5 protein-coding genes and 1 pseudogene are annotated in these 4,397 nt (G+C 66.9%); 2 read left to right on the top strand and 4 right to left on the bottom strand.

The genetic code is table 11. The annotated features are described in order from the left end of the window. Positions 1 to 48: 48 nt before the first annotated feature. The 3 genes from G3N99_RS35300 to G3N99_RS35290 form a co-directional block, all read right to left on the bottom strand. Positions 49 to 519 (bottom strand): Lrp/AsnC family transcriptional regulator, encoded by a 471-nt coding sequence (locus tag G3N99_RS35300; protein ID WP_011882933.1) that lies wholly within the window; start codon positions 517 to 519, stop codon positions 49 to 51. A 79-nt stretch (positions 520 to 598) separates the two neighbouring features. Beyond that, the gene (locus G3N99_RS35295; RefSeq protein WP_174940031.1) at positions 599 to 1,258 is read right to left on the bottom strand and encodes an exonuclease; all 660 of its coding nucleotides are present in this window, start codon (positions 1,256 to 1,258) and stop codon (positions 599 to 601) included. Then, positions 1,255 to 1,899 carry an MBL fold metallo-hydrolase gene (locus G3N99_RS35290; protein WP_043185095.1) on the bottom strand — a complete coding sequence of 215 codons (645 nt, stop codon included), beginning with the start codon at positions 1,897 to 1,899 and terminating at the stop codon, positions 1,255 to 1,257. Before G3N99_RS35290 ends, G3N99_RS35295 begins: the two co-directional genes overlap by 4 nt. Before the next feature lie 656 nt (positions 1,900 to 2,555). Here G3N99_RS35290 and G3N99_RS35285 point away from each other — a divergent pair. After that, the gene (locus G3N99_RS35285) at positions 2,556 to 3,164 is read left to right on the top strand and encodes a septal ring lytic transglycosylase RlpA family protein (RefSeq protein ID WP_041492997.1); all 609 of its coding nucleotides are present in this window, start codon (positions 2,556 to 2,558) and stop codon (positions 3,162 to 3,164) included. A gap of 108 nt (positions 3,165 to 3,272) precedes the next feature. On the opposite strand, the gene rsmI is transcribed toward G3N99_RS35285, so the two are convergent. Continuing rightward, positions 3,273 to 4,154, bottom strand: coding sequence for a 16S rRNA (cytidine(1402)-2'-O)-methyltransferase (gene rsmI, locus G3N99_RS35280; RefSeq protein ID WP_174940028.1), 882 nt, complete (start codon positions 4,152 to 4,154; stop codon positions 3,273 to 3,275). A 46-nt stretch (positions 4,155 to 4,200) separates the two neighbouring features. Here rsmI and G3N99_RS35275 point away from each other — a divergent pair. After that, positions 4,201 to 4,397 (top strand): annotated as a pseudogene (locus tag G3N99_RS35275) (YraN family protein); the annotation flags it as partial.

The following is a 4,397-nucleotide window of genomic DNA, read 5'->3' as shown; positions in this document are numbered from 1 at the left end:
CCGGCCGCGGGCACGCGCGGCGGCCGGCCGCCGGTACGTGCGTGCGCGTTACAGCGGCAGTTGCGTGTCGAACTTGATTTCGCGCAGCACGACGCTCGTGCGCACCTGCGACACGGCGGGGATCTTGAAGATGCGTTCGTGCAGGAACACGTCGTAGGCCTTGATGTCCGGCGCGACGATCTTGAGGATGTAATCGGCTTCGCCGGTCGTGCTGTAGCACTCGGTGACTTCCGGGCAGGTCGAGATCTCGCGCTCGAACTGCTCGACGCCGCCTTCGTTGTGGCGGGTCAGGTGCACGTGCGCGAGCGCGCAGACGTGCAGGCCGAGCTTCTCGCGATCGAGCAGCGCCGTGTAGCGCTGGATCACGCCCGACTGTTCCATGTCCTTGATGCGGCGCCAGCACGGCGTGCTCGACAGGCCGACCTGGTCCGAGATTTCCTGGACCGAGCGGCGCGCGTCGAGCTGCAACAGGCGAAGGATTTTTTGCGAAAAGGAATCGAGCGTCACCTGCGCCTCCATGCGGCAACTACAACACGCTGAATGTTAGAGGGCCGGGAAAGGAAAGGCAATCTGGCGTCGCGTTGTTGAGCGAGATTCGCTAATTTGCTCGCGGATCCGTGGGGATTTGTCCCGCGCCTGCGTTTTCCGACCGATCGGTGTCCGACACCGCGAGGCCCGCGAGCGCGGCCTGCTGGCGGCGCAGGTCGGCGAGCATGTTGCAGAACAGCGCGCCTTGCTCGATCGCGTCGTCGAGCGCGACGTGCGTGTGCGGATGGTCGTCGAACCAGTGCTTCGGAAAGCGCGGCTTGATCGCCTTGCGGTACGGCAGGCCCGTCATCGCGAACGCGAGCGTCTTGATGTCGAGCGCCGACCACGAGAACGGGCAGCGTCCGGCGAAGCGCATCATGTACCAGAACATGAACGTGAAGTCGAAGCCGGCCGGCATCGCGACGAATACCGGCTTGCCGGGCAGCGCCTCGACCCAGTCGACGTACGCGACCAGCGCCGCTTCGGGCGCCTGCAGATCCTTCCGGCACGCGGCCCATGCTTCGGGCTCGGTCTTCCACCACGCTTCCTGCACCGGGTGCGCCTGCGCGCCCGGCAGCGTGTCGAGGTTGGCCGAGAACGTCGCGATCAGCTGCTTGTCCTCGGTATAGGCGGCCGACGCGAAGCTCAGCATCGAGTGCGGGCCGGGAATCGGGCCGTCGGCCTCGACATCGGTGCTGACGTAGATTTCCGGGATGGCGGTCTGGTTCATCCGAATACCTTGTCGGACACGAACGGGTTCGTGCGGCGCTCGTCGCCGAACGTCGACACCGGGCCGTGGCCCGGCACGAACGTTACGTCGTCACCGAGCGGCCACAGCTTCTCCTTGATCGACCGGACGAGATCCTCGTGATTGCCGCGCGGGAAATCGGTACGGCCGATCGAGCCGGCGAACAGCACGTCGCCGACGATCGCGACGCGATGCGCGCGGCTGAAGAACACGACGTGGCCCGGCGTGTGGCCCGGGCAGTGATAGACCTCGAGCGTCTCGTCCCCGAACTGCACGGTGTCACCGTCGTTCAGCCAGTGATCCGGCTCGAAGGTTTCGGCGGCCGGAAAGCCGAAGCGTTCGCTTTGCATCGGCAGCTTCTCGATCCAGAAGCGTTCTTCTTCCTGCGGCCCCTCGATCGGTACGCCGTAGTGCGTCGCGAGCGTCTTCGCGCCCGCGCAGTGATCGATGTGCCCGTGCGTGAGCAGCACCTTCTCGACCTGCACGTTCTGCCGCGCGACTTCCTGTTCGATCCGGTCGAGATCGCCGCCCGGATCGACGACGGCGGCGCGGCCCGTCTTCTCGCAGACGAGCAGCGAGCAGTTCTGCTGGAACGGCGTGACCGGAATGAGCGTGACTTTCATGGAGGCACCGGCGGCTAAAAGGAGCGATTGTACCGGTCGCGCGTGCCGCCTGCCGGTCGCGCGATGCGCGTCGCGGTGCATGCGTTCGGGCATTCCCGGAGCATGTCGATTGTTACGGCCATAGTGAGAATCAATGGTCCGCAGGGGGTGCTTTTCGGGTTGACCTTTTGGTTTATGTATAATGCGCCCCATTGCACGTGAATTTCACGCAATTCGCTGGTGTTTCGGCCCCGTTAAAAAGGGGCGTCGGAGGCACCGTCAAGCATCAGCCGCCGGGGAGTCCGGCGGTGTATCCAGCACCGAGCTTTCGGTGCTCACGTCTTGTCCGGCCGGGTGCTGCGCGCCCGCCTGCGGCCCTGCTGCCGCGCCGCCGGATGAGGCCTGTGCCGCCGTTCCTGTGAGTCGGTCGTTTCGACGCGCGCGAACGTGAAGCCATGTTCGATGGCGGCATGTGGGGTCTGGTCAGGCTGTTGGGGACAGGTTGCGCCAGACGTGAAAACTAATCAGGACGGTTGCGGCCTAGACGAAAGCCGCGCCCATGCAAGCCGCCTGCTCGCATCCGAGCGGGGCGTGCACGCATTTGCCGTCCGGGCCGCATATCTGCGCTGTGAAACGGCGTGATGAAGGAGCGGCCCGAACCAGAAGGCGACACGTCGATGAATTTACGTTTTCCGAGTCGATTCGGGACCATTGCATTGTTTTTTGCGCTAACGGGCTGTGCGGTGCCACCCAGCCAGACCACCGGTAGCGCGAACCAGAAGAACGCCGTCGACAAGACGGCCGCCGCCGCGAAGGCGGATAGCGACAAGCAGCTGAATTTTGATTCCGCGCTGGCGTCGATGCCGGCTGCCGACAGCAAGGACGCGAAGAAGTCGTCGCTGGCGGACGCCGAGCCGATCGACGGCAAGGATGTGTCCGATTTCCGCCAGACGGGCCGCGCATCGTGGTACGGGCGGGATTTCCACGGCCGCCGCACCGCGAACGGCGAGCGCTTCAACATGAACGCGCTCACCGCCGCGCACCGCACGCTGCCGCTGTCGTCGTACATCAAGGTGACGAACGCGTCGACCGGCAAGTGGGTCGTCGTGAAGGTCAACGATCGCGGGCCGTACAAGCGCGGCCGCGTGCTCGACCTGTCGTATGCGGCCGCGAAGCTGATCGGCCTCGTGCACGCCGGCACCGGCCGCGTGAAGATCGAAGGTCTGTCGCCGCAGGAAGCGCGCGAGGCGCGCGACGAAATGTTCGCGTCGATCTCGGCGAAGTAACGCAGCGGATCGACCGCTCATGCAAAAGGGCTGCCCTCGGGCAGCCCTTTGTCTTTCCTGCACCGCGCGATGCCGGCGCCGGTTTCCCGGTGCCGGCCCGCTCGCGTGTCAGCGCTCATCCTTCAGCGCAAGCGCTCGCGCATACAGCGTGTTGCGCGACGCGCCCGTCAGCGCGGCCGCGAGCTTGGCCGCACTCTTCACCGGCACCTCTTCCAGCAGCAGCTTGAGCAGCGCATCGTGCGCGGTGTCGTCGGCTTCGCCGCTCGTCTCCGGTGCGCCTTCGACCACCAGCACGAACTCGCCGCGCTGCCGGTTCGCATCGCCGGCGAGCCAGGTCTGTCCTTCGGCCAGGGTGCCCTGGAACAACTGCTCGTGTAGCTTGGTGAGCTCGCGCGCGATCAGCAGCCGGCGCGCGGGTCCGAACGCATCGGCGAGCGCGGCGACGGTTTCGGCGATCCGGTGCGGTGCCTCGTAGAACACCAGTGCATACGGGTGCGATACCAGCGCCTGCAGCGCGGTCGCGCGCTGCTTGGTCTTCGGCGGCAGGAAGCCTGCGAACGTGAACGCGCCGGCCCAGTCGCCGGCCACGCTCAGCGCGGTCACCGCCGCGCTCGCGCCCGGCAGTGGAATCACCGCGAAGCCGGCGGCGCGCACTGCATCGACGAGCCGCGCGCCGGGGTCCGAGATGCCGGGCGTGCCGGCGTCGGATACGTAGGCCACGCGTTCGCCGCCGCGCAGCAGTTCGATTACGCGTTGCGCGGCTTCGCGTTCGTTGTGCTCGTGCACGGCGACGAGCGGTTTCGAAATCCCGTAGCGGGCGAGCAGCTGGCCCGTGTTGCGGGTGTCTTCGGCCGCGATGCGGTCGGCGAGGCCGAGCACGTGCAGCGCGCGCAGCGTGATGTCGGCGGTGTTGCCGATCGGCGTGGCGACCACGTAGAGGGCGGCGTCCGGATAGTGCTGCGTGTGCGCGAGTTCGAGGAGGGCAGTCATGGCAGGCAATGCGCGCAATCGCGGCGCAAGCGGAACAAGGACGGCATTGTGCCACGCGGCGCCGGCCCGGCCGGGCGACGGGCGCGGTTTGCCGCGCGCGGGCGACAACTTTTCCGGTGCGGCGCGATCCAAACCGGTCGGCGCGGCGTTCGAGCTGCGTGCGCGGCAGTTTCTCGAGCGCCGCGGCCTGGCGTTCGTCGCGGCGCACGTGACGATGCGCGGTGGCGAGCTCGATCTCGTGAA

The organism is Burkholderia sp. Ac-20392 (genome assembly GCF_017104585.1).
GTDB classification, from domain to species: Bacteria; Pseudomonadota; Gammaproteobacteria; order Burkholderiales; family Burkholderiaceae; genus Burkholderia; species Burkholderia lata.
This window is presented reverse-complemented; position numbering and strand designations above follow the sequence as displayed.

Excerpts from the sequence above, each read along its gene's own strand:
- G3N99_RS35290 (WP_043185095.1), bottom strand. The coding sequence starts at position 1,899 with ATGAAAGTCACGCTCATTCCGGTCACGCCGTTCCAGCAGAACTGCTCG.
- rsmI (WP_174940028.1), bottom strand. The coding sequence starts at position 4,154 with ATGACTGCCCTCCTCGAACTCGCGCACACGCAGCACTATCCGGACGCC.
- G3N99_RS35295 (WP_174940031.1), bottom strand. The coding sequence starts at position 1,258 with ATGAACCAGACCGCCATCCCGGAAATCTACGTCAGCACCGATGTCGAG.
- G3N99_RS35285 (WP_041492997.1), top strand. The coding sequence starts at position 2,556 with ATGAATTTACGTTTTCCGAGTCGATTCGGGACCATTGCATTGTTTTTT.
- G3N99_RS35300 (WP_011882933.1), bottom strand. The coding sequence starts at position 519 with ATGGAGGCGCAGGTGACGCTCGATTCCTTTTCGCAAAAAATCCTTCGC.